This window comes from Acinetobacter sp. YH12023, from assembly GCF_013420135.1.
In the GTDB taxonomy this organism is placed as follows: domain Bacteria; phylum Pseudomonadota; class Gammaproteobacteria; order Pseudomonadales; family Moraxellaceae; genus Acinetobacter; species Acinetobacter amyesii.
This window is the reverse complement of sequence record NZ_VOYU01000004.1, coordinates 101,696-124,832: the sequence shown is the minus strand read 5'-3', so window position 1 is coordinate 124,832 and position 23,137 is coordinate 101,696. Positions and strand designations below refer to the sequence as shown.

Here is a 23,137-nt window from a genome sequence, read left to right as displayed (position 1 = left end):
TGTATATTTTTTCATTTGTTTTAAGTATCAGACCAAGTGCTGTAGTTTTTCTTGGTTTATAGGAGCCGACAAGGCTCCTTTTTTTTATGTCTATAGTAAATGAATTTTATGGACGATGCTCTGCTACAACGTCAATGACGTGGCATCAAAGCAACAAGGCAAAAAAAAGAGCGAATCATCGCTCTTCTTCAATCTTCATTGAAAATGAATCAATTAAAGGCGCATTTCAATGCCTTGTTCTGCTAGATATTTTTTCGCTTCAGGAATGGTGTGTTGACCAAAGTGGAAAATAGAGGCTGCAAGCACCGCATCTGCACCGCCTTTTAAAATACCATCGGCCAAATGTTGTAGATTACCGACACCACCAGAAGCAATGGTTGGAATGGTCACACGGTCATTAATATTACGCATCAGTTCAATGTCATAACCAGCTTTGGTTCCATCAGCATCCATCGATGTGATGAGTAATTCACCTGCACCGAAGTCCGCCATTTTTACCGCCCATTCGATGGCATCGATACCGGTTTCTTTACGACCACCGTGGGTGAAAATTTCCCATTTATTATCGCCGGTTTTTTTCGCATCAATAGCAACCACAATACACTGTGCGCCAAAACGCTGAGAGGCTTCTTGTACAAATTCAGGGTTATAAATAGCCGCAGAGTTAATCGAAACTTTGTCCGCACCGGCATTTAATAACAGGCGGATATCTTCTACTTTACGCACGCCACCACCGACTGTTAATGGCACAAATACAGACTCAGCCATACGCTCTACTGTACGGTAAGTAGTATCACGACCATTTGAGGTTGCGGTAATGTCTAAGAAGGTAATTTCGTCCGCACCTTGTTCGTTATAACGGCGTGCAACTTCAACTGGATCGCCTGCATCACGAATATCAAGAAATTGAACACCTTTCACTACACGACCGTTGTCCACGTCGAGGCAAGGAATAATACGTTTAGCAAGCATAATTTTTTCCAAAAATAACAGCCGATTATGAAACTTCGCGACTTAGATGCTACACCTTAGTAGTCGGAGCGGTTATTCTATCAAAAATATGTAAGTTTTTTCGCAGGTTTTCTATGTCGGTTTATACCACTTTGACTTTAAAGGAAGTTCAGGATTTTGCAGCACCTTATGGACTGGAGGTGATTGACCTGATTCCGATTCAAGGCGGTATTCAAAATACCAACTATTTTATTGTTTGCGAAAATGGCACGCAGTATGTATTAACCGTTTTTGAAGAGATGGACGAGCAAGGTGCAGGGGAATTGGTGCCTGTACTCGAACACTTGGGGCAGGCTGGTCTAGCTGTGCCTGTACCACTGAATCATTCGGGTAAAGCGATTCATAGCTTAAAGGATAAACCTGCACAGATTGCGCCACGCATGCAAGGTCAACATCCCATGCCTGCGAGCTTAGCGCAAGCAGAAGCGATTGCTGTAGCCCAAGCGAAAATGCATGTGGCTTTACAAGATTTCCCTTTGGAACGTGCAGAATATCGTGATCATGCTTATTGGTTACAAGTTTCACGGGATATTCGTCCAACATTAAATGAAGCAGATACCACGTTGCTTAACAATCTGTTGGGCTTATATGACATCTTAACGGCGATGTATCCAGACCGTCCTACCGGTTTTATTCATTCTGATCTGTTCCGTGACAACACTTTATTTGACGGTGATCAACTCAATGGCATTTTAGACTTTTATGAGTTAAATAAAGACGAACTCTTGTTTGATATTGCTATTACTTTAAATGACTTCTGTACTGAATATCCGGATGTACATTTGAATGAAGACAAAGCCATTGCCTTTTTAAATGCCTATGAAAGCGTGCGTCCATTAACCGCAGATGAAAAATCATGCCTAGAGTTATATTTGGCGATGGCGGCGGGTCGCTTCTGGATGATGCGTTTACAGGTGGCACAGAAAAATGCTGCAGAAGGCCGTACAGGGGATGATATTTTGCAGAAAAACCCTGCTGAAATGCGTAATATGCTGATTGAACGATTAAAATTCGTCACTGCATAAATTTTAAAAACAACGAGAGGGAAAAGCATGCGTGATCAAGGACGCTTAGTAGAATGGTTTGATGACAAGGGCTACGGCTTCATTCAACCGAACGATAGCACCAAAGATCGCGTATTTTTGCACATCAAAGACTTTTCCCGTCCCGGCCCACGACCAATCGTGGGCTGCGCGTTGGATTATGCTGTGATCTTAGACGAACGCGGACGCTTTCGTGCGCAGCAAGTGCATTATTTAAAAGCCTCACAAACCAAAGCTACACAACGCCCCAATAAAAAAAATGTGGTGCAGATGCCGCGTCAGGCAGAGCCGATGCAAATCTTGTGCATCATTTATATCCTCGCCTTGGCGGGCTTGTCTGTGGCTGGTTTACTCAGTGGCATGGTGCTGCTTTTTGTAAGTATTATCAATGTCTTGACCTATTGGTTCTATGCGCAGGATAAAGAAGCTGCGCAAATGGGGAACCGACGCGTGCCAGAAAATACACTGCATCTTTTGTCTTTTTTAGGTGGGTGGCCGGCGGCATGGTTGGCTCAGCAACGTTTGCGGCATAAAACACAAAAACAACCGTTTCGAAAAATATATTTCTGTACCATAGCCTTTAACATACTACTGATTTTATGGCTAATTTCACCATTTAATATCCTGCATATTTAGGTGGAACGATCCGCAAAATCATCATGACGGAGAGCGAAATGAATTATTCCATTGATAAAGATCCAAACCGCCTGCTCACGATTATTTTGTATATTCTTTATATTGTGGCGATTTTTTCTGCCGGCTTGCTTGCGGTCCTCGCGTTGATTATCAATTACGTCAAACGCAGTGATGTGCGCGGCACGATTTTTGAAAGCCATTTTACTTGGCAGATCCGTACGTTTTGGTGGTATCTCATTTGGAATATCATTGCTTTCGTGCCTTTTATTTTTCTGTTCTTTACTGGCAATAATGCCAATGCCTTTGCGGGTGTGGCACTGGGAGCGAGTACCTTCTGTGTCACGGTGATCGGACTGTCTTGGTTATGGATTGTGTACCGCGCGATTAAAGGTTTAATTCGTGTCAATGACAACAGACCGATGTATGACTAATGCGAGTTCAGAACTTTTTGGCATAAAAATCTTGGCATCAAAAAAGCGGCTGTATGGGCCGCTTTTTTGATTTAAGAGAGGAAGCTGAAATTAGCGTTTCTTTAACCATTTCGGCCGCCATTCACTCACAATCACACCCAGCACTACACACAGTCCACCAATGAGAGCGAGCGGTGTTAAGCGTTCACCCGCAAGCCGCCCAATGATTGCGGCCCAAACCGGTTCACCTGCATAGATGATTGCCGCCTGTGCAGGATCAACCATACGCTGCGCCCAGTTCATCACCAGTTGAATCACGGCGCTGGCCAGCCCCAATCCGCACAGTACAGCGATTAATGGCCATTCAAATTTGGGCAATGTGGTTTCACCTACCAGTGGAGCAAAGCAAAAACAGAACAGTGAAGCAAATGCCAATTGTAGAACCGTCACTCTGCGTAGATTGACGCGGGGTGCAAAATAACTGATCAAGATAATTTCAAAGGCAATGGTAATTGACCCGAGCAACGTAATGATTTGTCCAAAATTGAGCTGAATAGCCCCAAAACCATTACCAGTTAAAAAGACCAAACCGACAAAAGCCAAACTTACACCTAGCCATGTCATCAGATGTGGTTTATGCCGAAAACACAGCCACATAAAAATCGGCACCAGCGGCACATACAGCGCAGTTAAAAAAGCCGATTCACTGCTGCTGATGCTTTGCAGGCCGATTGTTTGCGTCGCATAGCCGATCGCAATCACCGCGCCGATACTTGCGCCCGCAATGACATCATATTGAGAAAAGTGTCTAAGATATTTGAGTGATAAAAGACTCACAGCCAGTGTTGCTGCGGCAAAACGTAGACCGACAAACAGCACTGGACTGCTAAAATTTAAACCGTATTGCACGGTGATAAAACTGGCGCCCCAAATCATGGTAATCAGGATGAGTGCGAGCTGCGGAAACTTGGCTTTCCAAGCAGATTGGACGGTTGGCATGTGTATTTGAATGTTCAAAGAGGAGAAATAAAAAAAGAGGCCCGAAGACCTCTTTTCTGCTCGGGTAAATTACAAGCTTTGTTGATCAAGCAGTAATTGAGCTTCACGAAGGTTCAATGTGCCTTCATAAATTGCACGACCGGTAATCGCACCTAAAATGCCCGGTTGGCCTTTTAAGTTACGCACGTCGTCTAGGTTGGTCACGCCACCCGATGCAATAACAGGTAAGCCTGAATAGGTTGCAAGGTTAACGGTTTGTTCAACGTTCACACCTTGCATCATGCCATCACGTGCGATGTCGGTGTAGACAATGCTCGATACGCCAGCATCTGCAAAGCGTTTTGCCAAATCAGTAGCTTTCACGTCTGTGACATTTGCCCAACCATCAGTTGCTACCATACCGTTCATGGCATCGATACCGACAATGATATGGCCTGCAAATTTTTTGCACGCTTCTTCAACAAATTCAGGCTCTTTTACCGCTTTTGTACCAATGATGACAAACGATACGCCTGCATCAAGGTAGTGTTCAATGGTTTCAAGAGAGCGGATACCACCACCAATTTGAATTGGTAATTCAGGCTGTGCTTTAGCAATCGCTTCAACCACAGGCTTATGAATCGGTGTACCAGCGAAAGCACCGTTTAAATCTACCAAATGTAAGCGACGCGCGCCTTCATTTACCCAATGCTGTGCAGTTGCCACTGGATCGTCAGAAAATACGGTATCGTCTTCCATACGACCTTGTTTTAAACGGACACATTTGCCATCTTTCAGGTCAATTGCAGGGATGATCAGCATGCTTTCGCTCCTTGCTCAATCAAATTAAGAATGAATTTGTGCCTAATCTTATCAAATAAACGGCTATTCACTAAATGCTAATATCAGAATTGATGAATTAAAAAAGCCTGACATAGGTCAGGCTAGTGCAAATAAAGGATTGGATTTTATTGTTGGTCTATAAAAATGCGCTGTGTATTAGCGTTTTTAGTCATTAAACATAAGCGGTTGTTTGTAATAAATCGCTGTTTACGGATTGAAGTAAGCTACCGACATCGTATAAGCCTTGATTGAGGGCTGTGGTACTTTCACCGACCACTTGAACAAGATCACCCACCACAGGAAGTTCAGTGGCAATCGATGTAATCGGTACAATGTCATCCAGTAAGGCATCTAAAGTGCCTGAAACATCTTGCACTACACTACCCATACTTGCTAAAGGATCATTCAGGACGGATGTTAATAATTCGGTAGGATCAATACTGGCTACATAGTCGCCCGTTTCAGCCAACAAGCCAGTTAAATTCCCCGTAGTTTCGCCTACTGCATCCAATAGACCGCCCAGCAATGGCAAGTCAGAAAGTGCGTCTGTGATTGGTGCAGCCACGCCACTGAGATGATTAACCAAGCCAGCAACTTCAGTCACGGTTTGACCGACCACACCAGTTACGCCATTGAGAGCGGTTTGCACCCCACCAAGAAGATCACCCGTCGCCAGTTGATCGGCTACCGCATGTAAGCCTTCGTCTAAGGTGTCGACCAACTGATTTTCAACTGCGAGTACTTTTTCGATGGTCCCACCAATCAGTGGTAGTTCAGTCAGTGCATCCGTTAAGGGCGCTGTTAAGCTATTAACGGTCTTTAATACGCTGTCTACTGTATCCAAAACACTATTTAAAACCAGTCCAACTGCTTTACTGATCCCTTGTAAAGTCAGGCTGAGTACGCCGCTGATTTTTCCTGTAAATAAGTTCAACATGTCAGGTTCTCCAAGTTTTTAAATTATGATGTGTTATGTATTTGGCAGACTTTTTTTAGCAAAAGGAGATTGATGAAAACAAATTATGAAAGTATAGAAAGAATGAGATAAATCATGTAATTCTGCTAGAAAATCTAGAGAGATCAAAACCTTAGTTGAATAAAAATATAAATGTATATTAATGTAATTAAAATGATTTAAATCAAATATATAAATGTACTTAAAAGGTGCGATTTTATTGTTTTTAGACTGTGCTGTGACTATTTTTAAGGCAATAAGGTACTGTTCAAATCTTTAGCGCAAATAAACTGCAAATTCATTGGCACTCTTCAGCCGATCTTTGCACTTGGTCATGCCATAGATTGGGGCAATATCCAGTTACAGAGCGGTTACATCGCTGAATATAAATTAAATCATTAAAATAATTAAGGATTTATAAATTCATGTGCGGACGAATTCTTAGTTTGAGAGAAGTATTGGGAATGGTTTTGGGTAATAAGCCACGTTGTAATAATTCTTCAAAGACCAAAACAGGGGCATAGGCATCGGCAGCGGCATAACGAATTTGCTCCGGACTTAAGCGCTTTTTGGCCCAATTCGAGGTGCTGACCGATTTAGATTTTGGAAAATTCACACGAAAAAGCAGTGCCATGGCATTTTTTAAACCTAAAGGTTGGCTTAAGCCAAAAGAAGCAAAGCACTTGGAGAGTTCCAATACACTATTCAGTTCGATGCCTTTTTTACGAAATAAATGCGCATCATTTTTTAAGCCAAAACCCACTTTAATTTGATCACGATTACTCAAGATCGGCTTTAAAAAATCCCAAGTGCATTCGTTCATTTGAAACAACCACGCCTGTTGCGCCGTAGCGAGTTGGATTAAATGTGGACCGGTAGAGACCTCACCTTTACGAAAAGTCGGCTTAGATTCAGAGTCGAAACCGAATAAGGCAGTCGTCTGCAATTCATCGGCCCAGTGTTGGCATTGTTCTGCATTGTGAATGACATGGATCTGCTCTGGCACTAAATTTTGGAACAATGGAAAATTTTTAATCTGTTCTTTTGTTGGCAAAATAGGTGTCAGTAGAGCATCAGTCATTATGATTTAATTCAAAGGCTTGTTGTTGCAGCCTAGAGCGTTTAGTAGGGAAATGCAAATACCGAGATGTGGCGTTGAGCATGAGCCATTGACTCATCGGCCTGTCATAGCGCGTTGCTATGACAGTGACGAAGGCACTTAAACACAGTGACTAATAGGCTTAAAGTCAGTGACGACTTAAAATAGAAAACGCGCAGTAAATAATACATTTACCAAGATCAGTAAGAATAAACCGATAAAGAGAAAGGCGAGGACCACCTCCCATGTTTTGGATTCACGTGGCTCACCATATTGATTGGCATTTGCAGACCCCGGGATGAGCATCAGCGCAATGCACATAACGATATTGAGCAACGGAATCAACTCTAAGAGTGCAAACCAGCCTGAGAGATTAAAGTCATGCAAACGACGCACTGAAAAAATCATCAAAGGGATCAGCATTAAAATATTTAGGATCAATCCAATCACTTGCGTCATTGGATTTTCAGCATGAGCTATTAGGGCATTGAGGGTATTGGGCATCATGCTGACGATCAGTAGCATCAATATGCTCAGCATGAGGCCATAGAAGACATTCCAACCGATAAAAGACATGCGATTAAAACGACCGTCACGGTTCCAACCAGAGTTTATATTGGGTGAATTATTCATATTAAATGATCTTAAATTATCGTAAAAAGTATAGTTATCATTCATTTTTAGCCGCAAAAAAATTGAGCTAAAAACGACATAAAAATGTGAAAAAGTACAGGATTTGATCCTGAACATAAAAAGCGCGTTGATTATAAAGGTAAAGTACAAAAAAAGCCCACATGTGTGAGCTTGTTTGAGTAGATGTATTGCTGTTTAGAGCGATCTAGGCGGCATTTAATGATTTATCATTATTGTTGTTGAATCGTGGTTTGCTGAGAGCGGATCACATAGTTTTGGTAAGACGGAATCATGATCGCAGCAAGTATCCCGACTATAAACACCACGATATACAAAACAGCCAGCACTGTTTCCCAGCCTTTGGTCGGGCGTGGTTGTCCAAAGCTATTACTACCGCTATTACCCGGTGCAAATAACACATAGAGCGCAAATAATATATTCACTACAGGAACTAAGATCAGCAGTGCAAGCCATCCAGAATGGTCTCGGTCATGTAAACGACGGATTAAGAAAATGACGCTGTAATAAATGACGATGGCATACATGATAAAGAAAATAATCATGAGTGGCGTCGACATTGCACCCTCAGTCAACGCATTTTGCGCACCGGGTATGAGCAGGCCGACTACAACAGCAATTAGCGTAAAAATAATGCCGAGAAGTAGATTCCATGCAAGATATGCGCGCCGGCTAAAGCGGCCACTGGCTTGGGTCGGTGAGTCAGATGTGAATGTATTCATTATTATTCCTAGGCTTTGGTATTTTTATAAGTAGGCAAATTCTAAAATGAATATGTAGAAAATAAAAGGATGAAAAATAAACAGTACAAAAAAGCCCGCAAGGAGCGGGCTTTTTGCGGCGAAGGAATTTTAAATATCCCATTCCACAAAGTTTTTCAGCAATTGCAGACCGGCTGTATGACTTTTTTCTGGGTGAAATTGTGTCGCAAACAAGTTTTCCTTGTGAATTGCGGTACAAAATTCCAAACCATAGTCACAGGTAGCAGCGACTATGCTTGAGTCTTGCGGCTCTACATAGAAGCTATGTACGAAATAGAAACGTGCATCTTGCTCAATGTTTTTCCACATCGGGTGGCTTGGGTCTGCCTGATGCACTTGGTTCCAGCCCATGTGCGGCACTTTTAATCCCTCTACATCAGGGAAGCGTTTAACCGAACCTTCAAAAATACCCAATGCATCTGCACCGCCATTTTCTTCGGAATGCTGCATTAGGGCTTGCATGCCGACACAGATCGCAAGCACAGGTTTATTAAATGCCGCTTTACGGACGACTTCATCAATCCCTGCATCATGCATGCCTTGCATACAGTCACGCATTGCTCCCACACCGGGGAACACAATTTTATCTGCTTGTGCAATCAGCTTAGGATCATTGGTGACATCAACAGTTGCACCCACGTGTTCGAGGGCTTTTGCTGCTGAGTGAAGATTTCCCATGCCATAGTCAAGAAGGGCAATACGGGTCATTACAATGTTCCTTTGGTAGACGCAACAGTATTTTCGGCACGCGGGTCAACTTCACACGCCATACGTAATGCACGGGCAAAGGCTTTAAATACGCTTTCAATTTGGTGGTGGCTGTTTTTGCCTTTTAGGTTGTCGATGTGCAGCGTCATTAACGCATGGTTCACAAAACCTTGGAAAAATTCAGAGAAAAGATCCACATCAAAAGTCCCGATGCGTGCGCGAGTGAATGGAATATCCATCCAAAGACCCGGACGGCCAGATAAATCAACCACAACACGACTCAGTGATTCATCCAGCGGCGCATAGAAGTGACCGTAGCGACGTAAACCTTTTTTATTGCCCAGTGCTTGAGCAAAGGCTTGGCCAAGTGTAATCCCACAGTCTTCTACGGTATGATGATCGTCAATTTCAAGATCGCCATCACAATGAATATCAATATCAAACAGACCATGTCGCTTGATTTGATCAATCATATGATCTAAAAATGGAACACCAGTGTTTAAAGTGCCTTGACCAGTACCATCAAGATTCACACGAACTCGAATTTTGGTTTCGTTGGTGTTTCTTACCACTTCACTGATACGATCTGTCATAGACACGTTCCTCAAATACGTCAAAATGATTGATGTAAAAATATTTTCGCTGTGACGAAAAGTCACCGCATATTAGATTGCTCAGGAGGGTTTATCAATGCCTATTACCGTACATGCCTATACTTCTTTGGAAAATGATGAAGTGCGCAGCCAGCTTGAGCGACTGTATGACACCAGCCCTGAGTTTAGCGACGGTTCCGATGCGATTGAACAACTTGAGCAGAACTTAGCTCAGTATACCTTAGTTTATACTGCAGAATTTAATACAAAATTGATTGGCGCGATTTGGTGTACAGGCCAAGGTGAAAGCAAAACCCTTGAATATATTGTGGTACACCCTGCAAATCGTGGGCGTGGTGTTGCAGAGCGCTTGGTCAGTGAGGCTACCCGTATGGAAGAAGAAAAAGGGGTGAAGACTTTTGAGCCGGGTTGTGGCGCGATACATCGCTGTTTGGCGCACATTGGTAAAATTACTGCGGCTGAATAACTGGTCCCCCAATTGAAAGCAGCCATTGAGCTGCTTTTTTGTTGGATAAATACGTTGTCGTCACAGTAATTTCAGCTGTGGAAATTTAAAAGCACTCAAAAAATAAGCAAATAATGTGAAATATTGATTTAAAAATAAACATTTGCACAAAAAAGTGCAACGGATGCTTGACGCCATGAGACTGAAATTGTTTAATACGCCCCATCGGCGTGATAGCTCAGTAGGTAGAGCAACGGATTGAAAATCCGTGTGTCCCCAGTTCGATCCTGGGTCTCGCCACCATATTCAAAACTGATTTTTCAGTTTATCAATCCCTGATCCCATCAGGGATTTTTTTTTGCCTAAAAAATATGCATACGAAAAATATTTTTATAAATATGATTGACTAATTGACTGAGATACGGCTTAATACACCGCATCGGCGTGATAGCTCAGTAGGTAGAGCAACGGATTGAAAATCCGTGTGTCCCCAGTTCGATCCTGGGTCTCGCCACCATATTCGAAAAAACCTCAAACCATTGTTTGAGGTTTTTTTTTGCCTGTTGTTTTTTCGGTTGTTTATCATTTACACAATTTAACTGCTACAATCTACCGAATATAATTTGACTAATAGTTAAAAAAATTTTTAAAAATAAAAGGTATGACAATGCATATGAACAAAATGTTAATGGCTTTAACTGTAATGACAAGTGCTTTATTAACAGCATGTGGTGGTGGAAGCAGTGGGAGTTTTAATTCATCTTATGAAAAAGAATTTACTTTTGGTACTCAAACCTATATTTGCCGCAGTGAAAAAGCAGCAAATGCATGCGGTAGTGCAAGTCGAGATTGTTCAGCGTGTGATCTTAAAACACCGTCTACAAATGTGATCACGGCAATATGTACTCAACCTGTAGCAAATACCCATAAAGTGACAACAGCAGGCTGTGTATTAAAGCTAACAAATGATACCCAGACAGGAATCTGTACATCAGAAGGATTAAGATTATTGTCAGGCAGTAATCGAACTAAAGAAGAAGTGAATCAGGGGGCATTATTTACAAATGGAAGTTTGAAAATCACGCTGGCGAATAACGTGACTGAAACGATTACGTGTAATTAATGCTGATGAAATTCATTGTGCCAATGTTGATTGGACTCGTCTGTTTTGGATTGGGCTATTTAATAGCCCCGTCTAATACTGTATCTGATGATCCTACAGTTATAGAAAGTAATAGAGATCAGACAGGGATTAGGTTTATTCAAAACCTTCAGCAGAATATACCTGAGCAGTCTGAAAATAATATCGAATTACAACAGCAACTTAAAAATCAAATGACTCAGGTGAATGCCGTCATTGATCAGGCGACACCACAACAGTTGGATCAATATTTAAAACAAGCTTTTCCCAGCTATGATTTATCGGCAATAAAAAACAAACGCGAATTTGCGAAGCATCTTGTACGCGAATTTGTTGATGCAAAAAATAATCCTCATGAGCCTATGAGTGGACGAGCCGCGGTTATGGCACAGCAAGAATATGGGGTTGAAAATGTACTGCCGCGTGACATTTATGCAGAGCAGCAGTTGTTTGCTCACTTTGATACTTTAGGAAAAACTCCGAATAATGAGCAGGTTTTTGTACGTTGGAGCGATCAATCTACTGGAGAAGTGCTGTTTTTTATGCCTCAACGGATTAGTGCTCAGCGTGAACAGAATTGGGTCAGTTTTAGTCCTGTCGCTGGCTGGAAGCCAGGGCACTATGATGTGAAATATTATCAAATGAATGATCAATTAAGCCCGATTGCACAGACCAGTTTTTATATACAGCACGTGATTGAGTAAATATTTGAAGCTCAAATTTTATCGCTGAAGCTATGACTTAAGTGCTAGTTTCCGACCCTAAAAATTCGATTAAACTGATAAAAAACGACCAATGAATCCCCGCAATGAAAGATCTTTTCTCTACAGGGAGTGCGCTGTATCAACAAGCACGTCCAAGTTATTCTGCTGAAGTCGTCGATAGCATCTTGCAGCATGTTGCCGTGCGTGAACTGGCATGGGACTGCGGTGCAGGTTCAGGTCAATTTACCAAAGGTTTAGCACCCTATTTTCAACAGGTTTTAGCGACAGATCTGAGTGCTGAACAATTGGCACACGCACACCAATTAGACAATGTGCGTTATGAGCAAGCCAGCGCAGAACATTGTCCGCTTGCAGACCATTCAGCGGATTTAATCACAGTTGCGCAAGCGATTCATTGGTTCGATTTTGCTGCCTTTTATGCAGAAGTACGACGAGTATTGAAACCCCATGGTCACATCGCCATTGTGGGCTATGGTCTGATTCAATTTGAACATGCGGAATTGAACCAGCTTTTACAGGATCTGTATTTTGTCACCTTAAAAGGCTATTGGGATGCTGAACGTCGTTACATCGACGAAGAATATCGCAGTATTCCGTTTCCATTTCAGGAGTTAGCGACACCTCAACTGTTTTTAAATTATAGGTGGAGTGCACAGCAAATTTTAGACTATTTGCAAACATGGTCTGGATTAAAACACTATCAACAGCAACATCCAACACATCAACCGTGTGCAGCTTTGAACGACTTCTTTAGCCGTCATCCGCAGCAAGAGTTTGCTTTGTCATTTCCTGTGCTATTAAGAATCGGGACCGTATAAAAAAGAAAAAGTAGCCGCAATATAGATAGATAAAGGATGAAATCTTAAGTCTAGAATGAGCAACGTGAGGTTTGAATCGGCTGTACTTTCGTGCCGTTTGTCGGGGTTAAATCTAGTTAATTGATTAATTGTTGTACAATAATAGCAGTATAAATTTTTTCAATTTTCTATTTTTAAATCTCTCGGAATGAACATGATGAATCTCCCTAAATCTATTTCCTTTTTGGTTTTTGTTAGTGCAGCAATGACGGCTATGAGTACTTTGGCTGCGGAAAAAGCCATTACAAAAGCTGAGGATACCGAACAACAAGCTATTCAGATGCCTGCTTTAACCATTATGGCAGAGCGTGAAATGCGTGCAGAGACGGGCATTGTTGAGTATCAAGAGCAGGTGGATCGCCGTAAAGCCTTACAGCAACGGGTGATGCAACTTGAGCGCGATACGCAAAACAAAGGTGTCGATGCAACAATCGTGTCAAATGTAGATGTCTTGCCTGCCACAGCAGTGCCTGATATGTCGAATTTATCGCCTTTGATGCAGCAGCATGTTTTAGATATTGCCGCAGGTTTGCAGTCTTCTGACCCACGCAATGGTTTATATATTATGTTGCAACCCTTTGGGATAGACCGAAATTCGACCAATGTGCAAATCAGTCGTGATCAAATCAATCTCGGCAATATTGACCGTCAGTTAAATACCAATCCGATCAAGACCCCATAATCGAATACATCTCTACAGCAAATTGAAGGCGAAAATTCATGTTTTATCCATGAATTTTCGTTTTGATGACATGCGCAATTTAAGACTTTCTATATTGATGCTTTCAAATAGCCTCCTTAAAAAGCATGGCTATTTTATCGTCAATCTTCAAACTTTTGGTTAAACTGAATAAAAGGGCATTCGGAGCTCATTATGCCGCGTATCTTTGTTGTCTTAGCCAGTGCTACGGTATTGGTCTTTGGATGGATGTTTTATCAATATTCAGTACAGCAAAAAGAAGCTGTGCAACTCTCGACCTATGAAACGGTTTTGCGCGAAAAAACCGAGCAAATTTTTCAGCAAGCTCAGCACTGGGAAGAACCGATACAACTTAATGTGACAGATGCACGGCTAACGGGTGATTATAAAATCATGTCGGATTTTATTTTGAGCCAAATGCTGCAGCGTGCAGAAGCGCGAAATCAATATATTCGTGATCTTAAAGCACTGAATTGGGATAAATTTCTCGACATCGATCGCTTGTTGCAAGATAAAAAAAACCAATATCAAGAGACTGAGCAAATGCTGCAGCAGGTGCATGCAGTGGTCGATGCTTATGAACAAAAAACCACTCAACAAGAGGAAAATGGTTTAGCTCAGGCCAAACAGTTGGCGGTCAAACAGGTGTTTCGTCAGCAAATTGCCCAGAGTTTAAGAGACAGTCGTGATAGTGATGAGTCGCATGCTTTATTTGAGTTAGAAAAGCAAAGCTTGGCGAAGGCTGATGAGGTCTTTGATGTGCTGAAAGCCAATAAATGGGAAAAGAAAAATAAATTATTTATGTTCTATGAAGATGCGCCTTTAAAGCAGTTTAATCAGCTTTATACAGAGATGTTGGCGCTCAATGCGCAAATGGATGAGATCCGCCAAAAGAACCGTTCAGAGTTGAAACAAAAGCTTTAACTGACTGTCATCACTCTTTCAAATTTGCGCGATAAAGTGGCTTATAGCAGGGTTTTACATCATATAGAGGTTCATGCTCATGCGAGCTATTCAGATTTTTGATGATATTCAGCAGGTCTATATCGACTTTATTGCGAACCGCCAATATCCACGTTTGGAAAGTTTAAACAATTGGGGCAAGAACCGTTTTTTCTTCAGTCAGTATTTTCGCATGATTGAAGATTGGCATCTGACTGAACAGATTGTGATTGAATTTAATCAACAATTTTATAGTTTGGATACAGGGACGGCGCCTGACTTTATGGATCAAGATAAATACATGGCTTGGTTGATGGAACAATTACAAATATTAAAATAAGTCCTTTTCATTCAAATTATTCAGCACAGCTTCAAGACATGTTATGCAATTGAAAGCCATCCTTTAGCGGATGGCTTTTTTGTTGCTATCGAGCATCATTTTGGGAACTGAGTTCCGAACTAGCATGAATAACGCAAAAAACATTGGCTTTAAAACAGTCTTCGATTGTTTAAATTGCAAATTTAATACAACTATTAATCAATAGTGTGACTTAAATCACTTAAAATGCGCCGAAAATTTAAACATAAATTTTTAGCCAGCAGCCCATAACGCATAAGAAGCTGAGCTGTATTGAACTTGCAAACATTCTAACCTTAGACCGATTGGCTTTGAATGAAAGGTTTATCGCCATTTTTAGAGACGATTTTTTTAGCGTATGAAAAAATTAATACTGCTATGGCTTGCCATATGTGCGGTTTCATTGGTGTCGATAGGCTATACCTATGAATTATTCATTAGCCCTGTTTGGGTGGTAAATGTATTCGCGGCCTATGGCATGATTTTAGTGCGGAAGCATTTAAGCCACGATTTACTGATCGTGCTCTATGCTTTTAGTGCGATCTTTGTGGCTTCGCTGATGGTCGATCCCGCCAAAACCTTAGAAGATAAATTTCTCCTGTGTGCGATTTCAGCATTTCAGATTTGGGTATTTATTAAAGCCTATTTGGCACTGAGCCATTTAAAAAAACGACGCTTTAAGCGAACCCTGATGTTGGCTGTTCCGAGTATCGTGAGTGCTTTTGCAGGCAGTCTATTGTTCGTGGCGTGCTTTCAGATGGACAACCAATACTTTGCCTTTGTTGATTATTTTCTAGAGCAATTTGCAACAAGTTTGGCTGTGGTGTGTTTATTATTTGGTGTTCAGCGCTGGATGAATGTACCGTGGATGGATTATGGCTATCTGATCGTGGCACTGGCAGTGCAATATGTGATCTCAAATGATCAAATCTTCTATGCCTGCATGGTTTTGCCTTTATTGATGTGTTACTACGCGATCAAATACGACCTCAAAACCTTTTGCTGGCTGATTGGCTTAATGACGCTGATCTGTGGTTGGTATGGTGCCATGCCATTGGCTGGGGAATATTGGTCGGATGCACAGGTACATATGCTCTCGCGGATCAGTTCTTATCGTTTGGCATTGGGTATTTATCTGATTATTTTTCTGTTTATTTGTGAGCTGTATGCACGAAATAAACGCCTGTATTTGGCTTTGCAACGTGTAAGTTTTTGCGATGAGTTGACGGGGCTGAAAAATCGCCATGCCTTTAAAGAACAAATATTTATAGAGGGTGCGGTTGATAAAGGCTGTGTCATTTTGCTCGATGTCGATAATTTTAAAAAAATTAATGACCAATATGGGCACCAAATGGGGGACTGTGTTTTGGTGCATTTGGCAAAAATCTTAAAAAATTGTAGTCCACGCGCGAGTTTTATCAGTCGCTGGGGCGGTGAAGAATTTTTAATTTTGCTCGAAGGTGCCGATTTGGAGCAGGGTAAAATGTTGTGTGAAGCAATTTTGGAACGCTGCGAACATGTACCGTTTCGAAAAGATCAATTAAGGCTAGATGTCAGCTTTAGTATGGGCTTGGCCGAGTTTCAACAGTTGAGTTTGTCTAATTACTCCACGACTCTACAGCATGTCGATGCCTGCCTATATCAGGCGAAATCACAGGGGAAAAATTAGTTTGTTTATCAAAAGATTATTCCGTTAGCAGAAAGCAGTATTGCAGTCTAAATCGGCATAAAAAAAGATGCCGTGAAGGCATCTTTTTTTAGCATTTAATCAACGATTAAGCTGCTTTTTTGAACCAAGAAAAGAAACCTTTTTTCTCAGCTTTTGCTGCTTCAGCTTTTTTCTCTGCACATTTTTTAGCGCAGTCTTTTTTCGCTTCAGCTTTTACTTCTTCAGTTTTAGTGTCAACAGCTTCTTTTGCATCAGTTGCTTTTTCTACAGCTGCATCTTTTGCTTCAACAGTTTTTGCTACAGTCGCGTCTTTTGCTGCAACAGTATTCGCAACAACAGCGTCTTTAGCCGCTACAGTTTTTGCTACAGTTGCATCTTTTGCTGCAACTGCAGTTTCTTTAGTTGCTGCTGCTTTTTCTACAACTGCTTTTTTCATGTCAGCAGTTTTTGCTTTAGTAGTTTCTTTCACTGTTAAAGTTTTAGTTTGAGTCGCTTTTTCTGCAATAGCCACTTGAGTTTTAGCAGCATCTTGAGTTGCTTGAGCAGCAGCTACAGTTGCAGTTTTCGCTTGTGCAGCTTGAGCTTTTACAGCTTCAACAGCAGTCGCAGGTTTTTGTTCTACAGCAGTAGTTGCCATAGCAGAAGTTGTAGCAGCAACTAAAGCAACAGCTAAAGTAGTTTTGATCGCGTTCATAGTCATCACTCTATAAAACTTAGTTAAAATAAGGCATTGTAAATTTTATGCCTTATCAACAGCGCTTAGGTTACACGGCACAGAGTGAGGGATTTGATTGTGTGAATATTCCACCAATGTTACAAACGAATAACATGGTGTTACGCAGAAAAACAAACAAAAACAGCGTGCATTGCACAGCATTCGAAATTTTCAATTCAAAGCTGATTTAAAATCACTGTTAAAGCCGTTATGGTGAATATACATTTCCGCCATTGGTATGGCATAAAAATAACGTCGCTTGAGGGATAACTACAGATGCAGCAGCTTATTTGTTATAAACAGCTCCCTGTGTGGACGCAGCAATCGATTCCACAAGGTTTTAAACAACAGCACAATACCAAAGCAGGGACATGGGCAAAACTCACCGTGCTGCAAGGTGAAGTAAATTTTGCCATGTTAGATGCGTCTGGAAATGTCCTCTCGACGCATGTATTTAGTCCAGACCTACCACCGCCGTTTATCGAACCGCAGGCGTGGCACAAGATTATCTCTGCGAGTGACGATGTGCAATGTCAGTTGAGTTTTTATTGTTTAGCGCAGGACTATTTTTATAAGAAGTATCAACTCAGCCCAACACATTCAGAAATTTTGGCTGCAACACCGTATTTGCATGGTGGACGTGCTTTGGATGTCGGCTGTGGGCAGGGGCGTAATTCGCTGTACTTAAGTCAGCTGTCTGAGCAGCGTTTTGAGGTGGATGCATGGGATGTCAATCCACACAGTTTGCACAAGCTGCAAGAGGTGATCGCTGCGGAAGGCATTGAAAATATTCATGTACAGCAGCGTGATCTAAACGCTGACCCAAGCATTACAGGTACATACGACTTTATTTGCTGTACCGTGGTGATGATGTTTTTAGAGGCCAATACAGTCAAGCCGCTGATTCAGCAGATGCAGCAAGCGACAAATATCAATGGTTATAACCTGATCGTTTGCGCGATGGATACGCCTGATCTGCCTGCGCAGCCTGACTTTCCTTTTGCGTTTAAAGCAGGGGAGTTAAGTGCGTTGTATGAAGGCTGGAATATTGTGAAATACAATGAAAATGTCGGTGAGCTGCATCGGGTGGATGCTGAAGGGCAGCGGATTCAACAGCATTTTGCGACTTTGTTGGCGCAGAAAATTTAAGCCAAGAATTGTAGGATGTTGAGTTGAAGGATTGGTGATCAACTCAACACTTACTTTACTTAAATTGGAAAAAGGGAACCATTTTTGAGCTAGTCAGGGTGTATGTGTACTTAGAAAATTCAACCAATTGAATATGATCATACTCTGATTTAAGGCTGATAAATAAAGCCTAAAGCTTTTAAAGGCAATTGAATGATGTCGATTGTGAGTGTTAAAGGCAATAGTGGTAATTCTGCCAATTTTTCTTGCCCTGACTTTTTGACATAGCCACTTTGGTCTTCGTAATGCTGGATACGGATCTTATATGGATGGCTTAAGGGCTTTAAATCTGCGGCATTCGCAACTTTTGGGTAAACCGTACCTGCAATTTCTAAGTTAAAGAGATGATCTTGCTGTTCTGCCTTTGAACAATCACATGGTGCTACGCCATATTGGTTGAATAATGCCCTTTCCGTAGGACTTAGTGTTCCATTGGGAGGCGCATAATAAAATTTAAAGCTTCCGCTAAATTTAGTGCTGTTCGGGCTCGGAGAATTAAAGTCAAGTTCTCGATGGAGACGAATATATTGTGGATTGAGTTGGCTAATCAGTTGAATAAAATCAGCACCGCCTTTATTGATCACATAGCTGTATTTATTGCCTGCGACTACGATGCTATCGATTGGTTCATTGGGTATTGCTTTAGCGGGTTTGCCAAATGCGATCACATCATCTTCAAGGATTGTTCTCCATGCATATTTTGTTTCGTATTTTTGAAACAGATCACGGGAGAGTTCACCGATTTCATTATTTGTAGCGCAAGCTGTAAGAAAAATAAAAGTGCTTAGGCAGCTCATCTTTAAGAGGTAGTGAAGTCGTTTATTTATCATTGTTATGCATATTTAAGTTTTAGTTCAGGCCTTACCATAATTCAAAAATCGCTGAAAATCGAGAATTAACGTATTAACTTTAAAAATATGCTGAGACGTTTTTACGGTTTGTTTAGCACGGTTTATTGTTGAAGATTTTTGAACAAAATTTATTTCACTATGAAATTTCCCTCTCCTTTTAAGGAGACTTGCGCAGAATACCGCTCAGGGAGAGGATTTATATGAAAAAATTCCCTCATCCTCTTGCGGAGCATGCTGCTCATCCTAGAGGGAGAAGGGATTTTCAGTATGTATTCATGTGAGTTTAGTTAACAAATAAAAAAACCCCGCAATAAGCGGGGTTTCTTTTATCTCAGTATTTAATTAAACATTAAACACGTTCGATAATGGTCGCGATACCTTGACCAAGACCGATACACATGGTCGCAAGACCGATTTGCGTATCTTGCTGCTCCATTACGTTTAGAAGCGTAGTCGTGATACGCGCACCAGAACAACCCAATGGGTGACCAAGTGCGATCGCACCACCGTTCAAGTTCACACGGTCTTGTTGGTCATAAATGCCTAAGCCTTTAAGAACAGACAAACCTTGTGCTGCGAACGCTTCATTCAATTCAAACGTTTGAATATCAGCAATTGACAAGCCAGCACGTTTAAGCGCTTTTTGAGTTGCTGGTACAGGACCATAACCCATGATCGCAGCATCACAGCCTGCAACCGCCATAGAACGAATCACAGCACGTGGCTTAAGACCTAAAGCTTGAGCACGTTCAGCAGACATCAGCAACATTGCAGACGCACCATCAGACAATGCTGATGAAGTCGCAGCAGTTACTGTACCGCCTTTCGGATCGAATACTGGACGTAAAGCTTGGAATGCTTCAAGGTTTGCATCAGGACGAATCACTTCATCGATATCGCACAGAATTTTGAAGCCATTTGCATCGTGACCTTCAACGCCCACGATTTCATTTTTGAAACGACCTTCTTGTGTTGCAGCCCAAGCACGGCGGTGTGATTCAACACCAAACGCATCTTGTTCTTCACGCGATATACCGTTCATACGACCTAACATTTCAGCCGTTAAGCCCATCATGTTAGACGCTTTTGCATAGTGCTTAGACGCTTCTGGGTTGATGTCGATGCCGTGCATCATGCCAACGTGACCCATGTGCTCTACACCACCAATGATGAAGATATCACCTTGGTTGGTTGCAATTTGCGCAGCCGCTGTGTGGATTGCTTGCATAGAAGAACCACAAAGACGGTTCACTGTTTGACCTGCAACAGTCTTTGGAAGATCAGCCAATAACGCAATGTTACGACCAATGTTCATACCTTGCTCTAGGGTTTGGTTTACACAGCCCCAGATTACGTCTTCAACTTCATTGGTATCAAACTGGTTACGAGCAACAAGCGCGCGTACTAATTCAGCAGATAAGCTGTCAGCACGTACGTTACGGAACATACCATTTTTGGTTTTACCCATTGCTGAACGTACGCCATCAACGATGACAACGTCACGTGGATTTAAAGTAGCCATTCACGTTGCTCCTTAACCGTAGAATTTTTTGTTGTTTGCAGCCATGTCACGCAACATTTGTGGCGCTTCATAAGCCTTACCTAAATACGCATATTTGTCGCAAAGCGCTACGTATTCAGCGACACCTGTTTGGTCGATGTAACGGCATGGACCACCACGGAATGGAGGGAAACCTACACCCATGATCATCGCCATATCTGCTTCAGCAGCCGTTGCAACGATGTTGTCTTCTAGACAACGAACAGTTTCGTTACAGAACGTCAGCATCATACGGTCAATGATTTCTTGAGCATCAAATTCACGTTTTTCCGCAGTTGCAACAGAAGCCACAAGTTCGTAAGCCACAGGATCAACCACTTTGGCTTTCTTACCTTTACGGTCAAGTTCGTATTTGTAGAAACCAACGTCATTCTTTTGACCCAAACGTTTTGCTTCATACATCGTTTGAATTGAACCTTTGAAGTCAGGCTTCATACGGTCAGGGAAACCTTCCGCCATTACTTCTGCACCGTGTACGCCTGTGTCGATACCCACAACGTCGATGAGGTAAGCAGGACCCATTGGCCAGCCGAATTTTTCCATGACTTTGTCGACTTGTTGGAAGTCAGCACCGTCTTTCAGTAGAAGGTCAAATGCACCGAAGTAAGGGAACAATACGCGGTTCACCAAGAAGCCCGGGCAGTCATTGACAACGATTGGGGTTTTACCCATTTTCTGAGCAAGAACCACAGTCGTTGCGATTGCCTCAGCAGATGTTTTCTCACCACGGATCACTTCAACCAATGGCATCATGTGAACTGGGTTAAAGAAGTGCATACCTACGAAGTTTTCAGGACGCTCTAGGTTTTCAGCCAAACGTGTGATTGAAATGGTTGATGTGTTAGACGCAATGATCGTGTTTTCACGAACATTCTTCTCAGTTTCAGCAAGTACGATACCCTTAACTTTCGGGTTCTCTGTAACTGCTTCAATCACGATGTCCACTTCTTTAAACTCGTCATAGCTTAAAGTCGGACGGATGCGCGCAAGAGTTTCACCCATTTTCGCCGCAGTCATTTTTTTGCGATCAACTTGTTTAGTCAACAATTTGTTCGCTTCAGACATACCTAACGCCAATTGTGGGTTACCAATGTCTTTCATGATGATTGGTGTGCCTTTGCTTGCCGCTTGGTAAGCAATACCACCACCCATGATACCTGCGCCTAGTACAGCAGCTTGGTTGACAGGGTGAGCACCTTTTTCATATTTCTTCGAAGTTTTCTTCACAATTTGGTCGTTAAGGAATAAACCAATTAACGCACCTGCTTGTGGAGTCACAGCCGCTTTAGCAAAACCTTGCGCTTCGATTTTCAATGCTTCATCACGTGGAAGGCTTGCACCTGCTTGTAATGAGTCTAGAAGAAGTTTTGGCGCTGGGTATTGAGCAGGATTTGCTTTTGCAAGAACTGCACCTTTCGCTGTATTGAATGCCATCATTTGTTCAAGCATGTTCAATTTAACAGGATCTAATTTTTCTTGGCGTTTTGCTTTCCAGTCTACGCGGCCAGCGATCGCTTGTTTCACAAGGTCAATTGCAGCGTCTTGTAGTTTGTCTGCAGCAACAACTGCATCAACAGCACCGTCTTTGAGCGCAGCAGCAGGCTTTTTCGGCGCAGCCATTGCCATCCATTCAACCGCATTGTCGATACCAATCACGCGGCTTAAACGAACCGTACCACCAAAACCAGGGTAGATACCCAGTTTGATTTCTGGAAGGCCAACTTGTGCAGCTTCTGACATCACACGATAGTCACACACTAAGCACATTTCAAAACCGCCGCCCAATGCCATACCATTGATTGCAGCAACTTTAGGAACGTTTAGATCTTCAAACGCATTGAAGATGTCGTGAACAGGCAATGCCCAATCCACAATCGCTTGTTCGCCTTGAGCGAAGTTTTCACCGAATTCAGTGATATCTGCACCCACGATAAATGTAGATTTACCTGAAGTAACGATTAAACCTTTGATGTCACCGTTTGCTTTAACAGCGTCAATTGCAGCTTTAAAATCTTCAATTGTTGCGCGGTTAAATTTGTTGACCGACTCACCTTGTAAGTCAAAGCGGAATTCTGCAATTCCGTCCGAAAGCATTTGGACGGTAATGGCATTGCCAGCGTGGATCATGCCTGATCTCCTTTATTTTGGAGGACTTCTAAGTTGATGTTGTGAAGCGAGTACGCGGTTCCTGCGTACACTTTATGCCTCGCTAATCTTACGATAACTATATCTAAAAAGAACATAACAAGTTGTATCAAGCCGTGACGCTAGGGTCA

The 23,137-nt window shown here is 42.1% G+C and carries 25 protein-coding genes and 2 tRNA genes; 14 read left to right on the top strand and 13 right to left on the bottom strand.

Annotated features, from left to right (window positions below):
* Positions 1–213 precede the first annotated feature (213 nt).
* Entirely contained in the window at positions 214–975 is a 762-nt protein-coding gene (gene hisF / locus FTT92_RS05885; protein ID WP_320109244.1) for an imidazole glycerol phosphate synthase subunit HisF, read from the bottom strand.
* A gap of 110 nt (positions 976–1,085) precedes the next feature.
* On the opposite strand from hisF, the gene FTT92_RS05880 reads away from it, so the two are divergent.
* The 3 genes from FTT92_RS05880 to FTT92_RS05870 are packed head-to-tail and all read left to right on the top strand — an operon-like array spanning position 1,086 to position 3,121.
* Positions 1,086–2,036 carry a homoserine kinase gene (locus FTT92_RS05880; RefSeq protein ID WP_078193154.1) on the top strand — a complete coding sequence of 317 codons (951 nt, stop codon included), beginning with the start codon at positions 1,086–1,088 and terminating at the stop codon, positions 2,034–2,036.
* A 27-nt stretch (positions 2,037–2,063) separates the two neighbouring features.
* Entirely contained in the window at positions 2,064–2,690 is a 627-nt protein-coding gene (locus tag FTT92_RS05875) for a DUF1294 domain-containing protein (protein WP_180022370.1), read from the top strand.
* A 38-nt stretch (positions 2,691–2,728) separates the two neighbouring features.
* Positions 2,729–3,121, top strand: a complete 393-nt coding sequence (locus tag FTT92_RS05870; protein ID WP_078190495.1) for a hypothetical protein — start codon at positions 2,729–2,731, stop codon at positions 3,119–3,121.
* A gap of 90 nt (positions 3,122–3,211) precedes the next feature.
* On the opposite strand, the gene FTT92_RS05865 is transcribed toward FTT92_RS05870, so the two are convergent.
* The 8 genes from FTT92_RS05865 to hisB all read right to left on the bottom strand — a co-directional run bounded on the left by FTT92_RS05865 (position 3,212) and on the right by hisB (position 9,688).
* Positions 3,212–4,099 carry a DMT family transporter gene (locus FTT92_RS05865; protein ID WP_180171646.1) on the bottom strand — a complete coding sequence of 296 codons (888 nt, stop codon included), beginning with the start codon at positions 4,097–4,099 and terminating at the stop codon, positions 3,212–3,214.
* 69 nt (positions 4,100–4,168) lie between these two features.
* A complete protein-coding gene (gene hisA, locus FTT92_RS05860) occupies positions 4,169–4,900 on the bottom strand; it encodes a 1-(5-phosphoribosyl)-5-[(5-phosphoribosylamino)methylideneamino]imidazole-4-carboxamide isomerase (protein ID WP_078190493.1) in 732 nt (243 codons plus the stop codon).
* A 193-nt stretch (positions 4,901–5,093) separates the two neighbouring features.
* Positions 5,094–5,858: a hypothetical protein gene (locus FTT92_RS05855; protein ID WP_180171645.1), complete on the bottom strand. Its 765-nt coding sequence runs from the start codon at positions 5,856–5,858 to the stop codon at positions 5,094–5,096.
* Positions 5,859–6,291: 433 nt separating this feature from the next.
* Complete coding sequence (locus FTT92_RS05850; RefSeq protein WP_180002794.1) at positions 6,292–6,957, bottom strand: 3'-5' exonuclease; 666 nt, start codon at positions 6,955–6,957, stop codon at positions 6,292–6,294.
* A 177-nt stretch (positions 6,958–7,134) separates the two neighbouring features.
* Positions 7,135–7,608 carry a DUF805 domain-containing protein gene (locus FTT92_RS05845; protein WP_162689739.1) on the bottom strand — a complete coding sequence of 158 codons (474 nt, stop codon included), beginning with the start codon at positions 7,606–7,608 and terminating at the stop codon, positions 7,135–7,137.
* A gap of 230 nt (positions 7,609–7,838) precedes the next feature.
* Positions 7,839–8,348 carry a DUF805 domain-containing protein gene (locus FTT92_RS05840; RefSeq protein ID WP_180009276.1) on the bottom strand — a complete coding sequence of 170 codons (510 nt, stop codon included), beginning with the start codon at positions 8,346–8,348 and terminating at the stop codon, positions 7,839–7,841.
* 129 nt (positions 8,349–8,477) lie between these two features.
* Positions 8,478–9,095: an imidazole glycerol phosphate synthase subunit HisH gene (gene hisH / locus FTT92_RS05835; RefSeq protein WP_078193147.1), complete on the bottom strand. Its 618-nt coding sequence runs from the start codon at positions 9,093–9,095 to the stop codon at positions 8,478–8,480.
* Positions 9,095–9,688: an imidazoleglycerol-phosphate dehydratase HisB gene (gene hisB / locus FTT92_RS05830; protein ID WP_078190487.1), complete on the bottom strand. Its 594-nt coding sequence runs from the start codon at positions 9,686–9,688 to the stop codon at positions 9,095–9,097. The genes hisH and hisB overlap by 1 nt, the downstream gene beginning before the upstream one ends.
* Positions 9,689–9,785: 97 nt before the next feature.
* On the opposite strand from hisB, the gene FTT92_RS05825 reads away from it, so the two are divergent.
* From FTT92_RS05825 to FTT92_RS05780, 10 genes are all read left to right on the top strand, one after another.
* Positions 9,786–10,175, top strand: coding sequence for a GNAT family N-acetyltransferase (locus FTT92_RS05825; protein ID WP_078190486.1), 390 nt, complete (start codon positions 9,786–9,788; stop codon positions 10,173–10,175).
* A gap of 206 nt (positions 10,176–10,381) precedes the next feature.
* A tRNA-Phe gene (locus FTT92_RS05820) sits at positions 10,382–10,457 on the top strand.
* Between the two features lie 138 nt (positions 10,458–10,595).
* Positions 10,596–10,671 (top strand) — tRNA-Phe (locus tag FTT92_RS05815).
* Between the two features lie 156 nt (positions 10,672–10,827).
* A complete protein-coding gene (locus FTT92_RS05810; RefSeq protein ID WP_180025927.1) occupies positions 10,828–11,277 on the top strand; it encodes a hypothetical protein in 450 nt (149 codons plus the stop codon).
* Complete coding sequence (locus FTT92_RS05805) at positions 11,277–11,999, top strand: hypothetical protein (RefSeq protein WP_180025928.1); 723 nt, start codon at positions 11,277–11,279, stop codon at positions 11,997–11,999. The genes FTT92_RS05810 and FTT92_RS05805 overlap by 1 nt, the downstream gene beginning before the upstream one ends.
* 104 nt (positions 12,000–12,103) lie before the next feature.
* On the top strand, positions 12,104–12,838 hold the full coding sequence (locus FTT92_RS05800; protein ID WP_180171644.1) for a class I SAM-dependent methyltransferase: 735 nt from the start codon (positions 12,104–12,106) through the stop codon (positions 12,836–12,838).
* Between the two features lie 193 nt (positions 12,839–13,031).
* Positions 13,032–13,559, top strand: a complete 528-nt coding sequence (locus FTT92_RS05795; protein WP_257231611.1) for a hypothetical protein — start codon at positions 13,032–13,034, stop codon at positions 13,557–13,559.
* A gap of 192 nt (positions 13,560–13,751) precedes the next feature.
* Positions 13,752–14,501, top strand: a complete 750-nt coding sequence (locus FTT92_RS05790) for a hypothetical protein (RefSeq protein ID WP_180171643.1) — start codon at positions 13,752–13,754, stop codon at positions 14,499–14,501.
* Between the two features lie 79 nt (positions 14,502–14,580).
* On the top strand, positions 14,581–14,859 hold the full coding sequence (locus FTT92_RS05785) for a hypothetical protein (RefSeq protein ID WP_078190480.1): 279 nt from the start codon (positions 14,581–14,583) through the stop codon (positions 14,857–14,859).
* Between the two features lie 376 nt (positions 14,860–15,235).
* Positions 15,236–16,546: a GGDEF domain-containing protein gene (locus tag FTT92_RS05780; RefSeq protein WP_180171642.1), complete on the top strand. Its 1,311-nt coding sequence runs from the start codon at positions 15,236–15,238 to the stop codon at positions 16,544–16,546.
* Positions 16,547–16,652: 106 nt separating this feature from the next.
* Here the strand turns inward: FTT92_RS05780 and FTT92_RS05775 are convergent, their stop codons facing one another.
* Positions 16,653–17,240 carry a hypothetical protein gene (locus tag FTT92_RS05775; RefSeq protein WP_180171641.1) on the bottom strand — a complete coding sequence of 196 codons (588 nt, stop codon included), beginning with the start codon at positions 17,238–17,240 and terminating at the stop codon, positions 16,653–16,655.
* Between the two features lie 297 nt (positions 17,241–17,537).
* Here FTT92_RS05775 and tehB point away from each other — a divergent pair, with 297 nt between their 5' ends.
* Positions 17,538–18,410: an SAM-dependent methyltransferase TehB gene (gene tehB, locus FTT92_RS05770; RefSeq protein ID WP_180171640.1), complete on the top strand. Its 873-nt coding sequence runs from the start codon at positions 17,538–17,540 to the stop codon at positions 18,408–18,410.
* A gap of 149 nt (positions 18,411–18,559) precedes the next feature.
* On the opposite strand, the gene FTT92_RS05765 is transcribed toward tehB, so the two are convergent.
* The 3 genes from FTT92_RS05765 to fadB all read right to left on the bottom strand — a co-directional run bounded on the left by FTT92_RS05765 (position 18,560) and on the right by fadB (position 22,988).
* The gene (locus FTT92_RS05765) at positions 18,560–19,279 is read right to left on the bottom strand and encodes a hypothetical protein (RefSeq protein ID WP_180116105.1); all 720 of its coding nucleotides are present in this window, start codon (positions 19,277–19,279) and stop codon (positions 18,560–18,562) included.
* Between the two features lie 370 nt (positions 19,280–19,649).
* On the bottom strand, positions 19,650–20,822 hold the full coding sequence (fadA, locus tag FTT92_RS05760; RefSeq protein ID WP_180036233.1) for an acetyl-CoA C-acyltransferase FadA: 1,173 nt from the start codon (positions 20,820–20,822) through the stop codon (positions 19,650–19,652).
* A gap of 12 nt (positions 20,823–20,834) precedes the next feature.
* Positions 20,835–22,988, bottom strand: a complete 2,154-nt coding sequence (gene fadB, locus FTT92_RS05755) for a fatty acid oxidation complex subunit alpha FadB (RefSeq protein ID WP_180171639.1) — start codon at positions 22,986–22,988, stop codon at positions 20,835–20,837.
* Between the last annotated feature and the right edge of the window lie 149 nt (positions 22,989–23,137).

Excerpts from the sequence above, each read along its gene's own strand:
- FTT92_RS05875 (WP_180022370.1), top strand. The coding sequence starts at position 2,064 with ATGCGTGATCAAGGACGCTTAGTAGAATGGTTTGATGACAAGGGCTAC.
- FTT92_RS05785 (WP_078190480.1), top strand. The coding sequence starts at position 14,581 with ATGCGAGCTATTCAGATTTTTGATGATATTCAGCAGGTCTATATCGAC.
- FTT92_RS05780 (WP_180171642.1), top strand. The coding sequence starts at position 15,236 with ATGAAAAAATTAATACTGCTATGGCTTGCCATATGTGCGGTTTCATTG.
- fadA (WP_180036233.1), bottom strand. The coding sequence starts at position 20,822 with ATGGCTACTTTAAATCCACGTGACGTTGTCATCGTTGATGGCGTACGT.
- FTT92_RS05810 (WP_180025927.1), top strand. The coding sequence starts at position 10,828 with ATGAACAAAATGTTAATGGCTTTAACTGTAATGACAAGTGCTTTATTA.
- FTT92_RS05805 (WP_180025928.1), top strand. The coding sequence starts at position 11,277 with ATGCTGATGAAATTCATTGTGCCAATGTTGATTGGACTCGTCTGTTTT.
- FTT92_RS05870 (WP_078190495.1), top strand. The coding sequence starts at position 2,729 with ATGAATTATTCCATTGATAAAGATCCAAACCGCCTGCTCACGATTATT.
- FTT92_RS05840 (WP_180009276.1), bottom strand. The coding sequence starts at position 8,348 with ATGAATACATTCACATCTGACTCACCGACCCAAGCCAGTGGCCGCTTT.
- FTT92_RS05825 (WP_078190486.1), top strand. The coding sequence starts at position 9,786 with ATGCCTATTACCGTACATGCCTATACTTCTTTGGAAAATGATGAAGTG.
- fadB (WP_180171639.1), bottom strand. The coding sequence starts at position 22,988 with ATGATCCACGCTGGCAATGCCATTACCGTCCAAATGCTTTCGGACGGA.
- FTT92_RS05775 (WP_180171641.1), bottom strand. The coding sequence starts at position 17,240 with ATGAACGCGATCAAAACTACTTTAGCTGTTGCTTTAGTTGCTGCTACA.
- FTT92_RS05795 (WP_257231611.1), top strand. The coding sequence starts at position 13,032 with ATGATGAATCTCCCTAAATCTATTTCCTTTTTGGTTTTTGTTAGTGCA.
- FTT92_RS05800 (WP_180171644.1), top strand. The coding sequence starts at position 12,104 with ATGAAAGATCTTTTCTCTACAGGGAGTGCGCTGTATCAACAAGCACGT.
- FTT92_RS05855 (WP_180171645.1), bottom strand. The coding sequence starts at position 5,858 with ATGTTGAACTTATTTACAGGAAAAATCAGCGGCGTACTCAGCCTGACT.
- FTT92_RS05880 (WP_078193154.1), top strand. The coding sequence starts at position 1,086 with ATGTCGGTTTATACCACTTTGACTTTAAAGGAAGTTCAGGATTTTGCA.
- hisA (WP_078190493.1), bottom strand. The coding sequence starts at position 4,900 with ATGCTGATCATCCCTGCAATTGACCTGAAAGATGGCAAATGTGTCCGT.
- FTT92_RS05865 (WP_180171646.1), bottom strand. The coding sequence starts at position 4,099 with ATGCCAACCGTCCAATCTGCTTGGAAAGCCAAGTTTCCGCAGCTCGCA.
- FTT92_RS05765 (WP_180116105.1), bottom strand. The coding sequence starts at position 19,279 with ATGATAAATAAACGACTTCACTACCTCTTAAAGATGAGCTGCCTAAGC.
- FTT92_RS05790 (WP_180171643.1), top strand. The coding sequence starts at position 13,752 with ATGCCGCGTATCTTTGTTGTCTTAGCCAGTGCTACGGTATTGGTCTTT.
- FTT92_RS05845 (WP_162689739.1), bottom strand. The coding sequence starts at position 7,608 with ATGAATAATTCACCCAATATAAACTCTGGTTGGAACCGTGACGGTCGT.
- FTT92_RS05850 (WP_180002794.1), bottom strand. The coding sequence starts at position 6,957 with ATGACTGATGCTCTACTGACACCTATTTTGCCAACAAAAGAACAGATT.
- hisB (WP_078190487.1), bottom strand. The coding sequence starts at position 9,688 with ATGACAGATCGTATCAGTGAAGTGGTAAGAAACACCAACGAAACCAAA.
- hisH (WP_078193147.1), bottom strand. The coding sequence starts at position 9,095 with ATGACCCGTATTGCCCTTCTTGACTATGGCATGGGAAATCTTCACTCA.
- tehB (WP_180171640.1), top strand. The coding sequence starts at position 17,538 with ATGCAGCAGCTTATTTGTTATAAACAGCTCCCTGTGTGGACGCAGCAA.